This window comes from Methylobacterium sp. WL103 (genome assembly GCF_008039885.1).
In the GTDB taxonomy this organism is placed as follows: domain Bacteria; phylum Pseudomonadota; class Alphaproteobacteria; order Rhizobiales; family Beijerinckiaceae; genus Methylobacterium; species Methylobacterium cerastii.
In genome coordinates this window covers 1-3327 of record NZ_VRUX01000477.1, presented here as the reverse complement: position 1 = coordinate 3327, position 3327 = coordinate 1, and the positions used below count along the sequence as shown (strand labels likewise).

The following is a 3327-nucleotide window of genomic DNA, read 5'->3' as shown; positions in this document are numbered from 1 at the left end:
CGCGGACGTGCGGCTGGAGAGCGGCTTCCGCGTCGGCGTCGCCGGCGGCTACACTTCGACCAGCCTCGACACGGCCGGCCGCCTGCAATCCGGCTCGATCGAGAGCGGCTTCGGCGGCGTCTACGGCGGGTACGAGCTCGGGCCGGTCTCGCTGCGGCTCGGCGCGGTCTACGCCGACAACGCGGCGCGCCTGCGCCGGACGGTGCTGTTCGCCGGCGTCTCCGATACGCCGAGCGCCCGCACCGGCGGCTCGACGATCCAGGGTTTCGGCGAACTCGGCTACAAGTTCGTCTTCGGCGGCGCCACGCCGCCGATCGGCAAGGACGCCGCCCCGGTCCCGGTGACGACGCTCTCCTACATCGAGCCCTTCGTCGGCGGCGCCTACGTCTCGATCGGCCGCGACCGCTTCACCGAGACCGGCGGCATCGCCGCGCTGACGGGCTTTGCCCGCGACTACGACCTTGGCACCGCCACCGCCGGCGTGCGGGCGCAGACCAGCCTCGACCTCGGCCTCGGCGTACCGGTCTCGGCCCACGGCCTCCTCGGCTACCGCCGCGCCTTCGGCGACGTGGTGCCCACCGCGCTGCTCGCCTTCGGCGCCACCGGCCCGGCCTTCCTCACCGCCGGCATCCCGATCGACCGGGACGCGCTCGTGGCTGAAGCCGGCCTCGACCTCCGGGTCTCGGCCGCCGCCACCCTCGGCGTCGCCTATACCGGCCAGGTCGGGACCCGCGCCGAGGACCACGCGGTGAAGGGCAACTTCACCTACCGGTTCTGATCCGGCCCCGACGCCCCACCGGTCTGAAGACCCGCCGCCGCGATCATCAGCTCGCGGCGGCTTCATATTCTACGGTTCACCCCACCCACCCCCCTCATTTTGAGGTGCCGCGCAAGCGGCCTCGAAGGAGCCCTCCAGCCGGACACGCGACCACTGAAGGTCTCCTTCGAGGCTTCCGCTTCGCGAAAGCACGTCAGATGAGGCGGTGGGTGGGACGGAGGCTCGTTCAGCTTCGGCATTCGGCAGGAAACCGACAGGCTCTCCGACCCGGCTACCCTGCCCCTACCCGAATGCCGAGTGCCGTTACCCCAGCCGCGGGAGCGGGGCGATCCGCGGCACGTCGGTGCCGCCCTTGCGCTCGAGCAGGCCGGGGGGCGGCACCGGGGCGACGATCGTGCAGACGACGCCGCCGGGGTCGAAAGCGAGGTTGACCTCGCCGGCGAGCTCGCGGGCGAGGCTGCGCTCGATCAGCCGCGAGCCGAAGCCGGTGCGGGTGGGCTTGGCGACCGGCGGCCCGCCGCTCTCGACCCATTGCAGGGTGAGGCAGACCTCGTCATCGCGCCGGATCGTCCAGCCGATGTCGATGCGTCCGCCCTCCCGCGAGAGCGCGCCGTACTTCACCGCGTTGGTGCCGAGCTCGTGCAACGCCATGGCGATGGAGAGGGCGATCCGCGGCGGCAGCCGTAAGGGCGGCCCGGAGACCCGGAAGCGCGAGACCTCGGTGGCGTCGAGGGGCCGGATCGCGTCGGCCACGACGGTGCCGATCTCGGCCCCCTCCCAGCTCTCTCGGGTGAGGACGTCGTGGACGCGGGCGAGCGCCAGCAGGCGGGCCTCGAAGGCCGTGCGGGCCGCGTCCGCCTCGGCGCCTTCGAGACCGCGCAACGACTGGTTGGCGATCGACTGCACGGTGGCCAGGGTGTTCTTCACCCGGTGGTTCAGCTCGTGGATCAGGAGCAGCAGGTGCTCTTCTGCGAACTTGGCGTCGGTGATGTCGACGTTGCAGCCGGTGTAGCCGAGGAAGGTGCCGCCGTCGTCGAGGCGCGGCACGCCCTCGCAACGCAGCCAGCGCACCGCGCCGTCGCGGTCGATCACGCGGACTTCGGTGCGGAAGGGCTTTCGCGCCCCGAAGGCCTCCGTGAAGGTCGTCGAGAAGCCGGCGAGGTCGTCGGGGTGGATGATCTTGTGCCAGCCCTCGTTGGCCAGGGCCGTCGCCGGCATGCCGAAGATGTGCTCGAAGTGCATGTTGGCGAAGCTGATCGTCGCGTCCTCGTCCGTCATCCAGATCAGCGCCGGCGCGGAATCGGCCATGTGGCGGAAGCGCGCCTCGCTCTCGCGCAGGGCCGAGAGCCCGCGGCGGGTGTCGGCGAGCGCCCGGTCGCGCTCGCCCTCGCGGGTCTTGAGGCGCAGGGACGCGTCGGTGAGCACGTCGCCGAGCCGGCGGATCTCGTGCACCGGCGAGGCGATGCGGGGGATCGCCTCGCCGCGCGAAAGGGCCGGCCCGGAGGCCGCGAGCTGCCGCAAGGGGCGCGAGACCCGCGACCACAGGACGACGGCGAGCGCCGAGGAGGTCGCCAGCACGAGGAGGCCGAATCCGCCGAAGGCCCAGACCCAGCGCCGAAGCCGGGCATCGACCAGGGCCTGCGGGATGCTGGTGCCGACCGTCCACCCGGTGAGGCGCGAGCGCGCCTCAACCACGACGACCGGGCGGTGCTGCCGGTCCTTGCCCTCCCACACCCCGGGGGTCTCGGTCTGGATCTGGCGCAGGCTCTGGAGGCGCGGGCGACCGACGACCGAGCCAGGGTCCGGCAGGCGCGCGAGCACCAGCGCCTGCCGGTCTGAGATGCCGGTGGTCCAGCCTTCCACCACCTCGCGGGCGAGGATCGCCTGGAGGCGGCTCAAGGGCGCGTTGAAGCTCAGGATGTAGGCGACGTTCGTGCCCACCATCACCGGGACGGCGACCGCGTAGGTCGCGTCGCTCGGCATCGGCCCCGGCAGGAAGCCCGTCACCATCGCCCGCTGCGTGCCCGAGGCGACCTCCTTGTCGAGCGGCAGGGCGGTGACGGGCAGCATGCCGCCGCGCTTGATCCCGGTGTTCACGATCTGCTGGCCGTCGGGCCGGCGCAGCATGATGTCGAGGTCGATCGCCTCGCGGACGAGGCGCGCCTGGGCGTCGAACGCCTCGAACTCGCCGTCCTTGAGGCGCGGCGAGGTGGCCAGCGTCTGCAGCACCGAGACCAGGCCGGCGGTGTCGCGGTCGACCGACAGGGCGATGCCGCGCACGTTTTCGCGCGCGTCCTGCTCGAAGCGGGCGCGCTCGACGGAGGCGTAGCGGGCGAGCAGGATCGCCGTGAAGATCAGGGCCGGCCCGATCAAAGCGATCACGAGCGCGACGAGGTAGACCTGCGTCGAGGCGCCGTTGCGCTCCAGCCGCGCGATGCGCCGCCGAAGCCGCTCTCGATCGAGCCGGATTGCAGGCGGCCGGCCGTGTCGAGGCTGGTCGAAGTGTAGCCGCCGGCGACGCCGACGCGGAAGCCGCTCTCCAGCCGCAC

The 3327-nt window shown here is 72.5% G+C and carries 2 protein-coding genes; one reads left to right on the top strand and one right to left on the bottom strand.

Annotated features, from left to right (window positions below; all coding sequences use genetic code 11):
* The coding region (locus tag FV222_RS20805; RefSeq protein ID WP_147815542.1) for an autotransporter outer membrane beta-barrel domain-containing protein at nt 1-778 on the top strand (778 nt) is incomplete at its 5' end.
* A gap of 303 nt (nt 779-1081) precedes the next feature.
* Here the strand turns inward: FV222_RS20805 and FV222_RS20800 are convergent.
* A complete protein-coding gene (locus FV222_RS20800; protein WP_147815543.1) occupies nt 1082-3247 on the bottom strand; it encodes an HWE histidine kinase domain-containing protein in 2166 nt (721 codons plus the stop codon).
* Nucleotides 3248-3327: the final 80 nt, after the last annotated feature.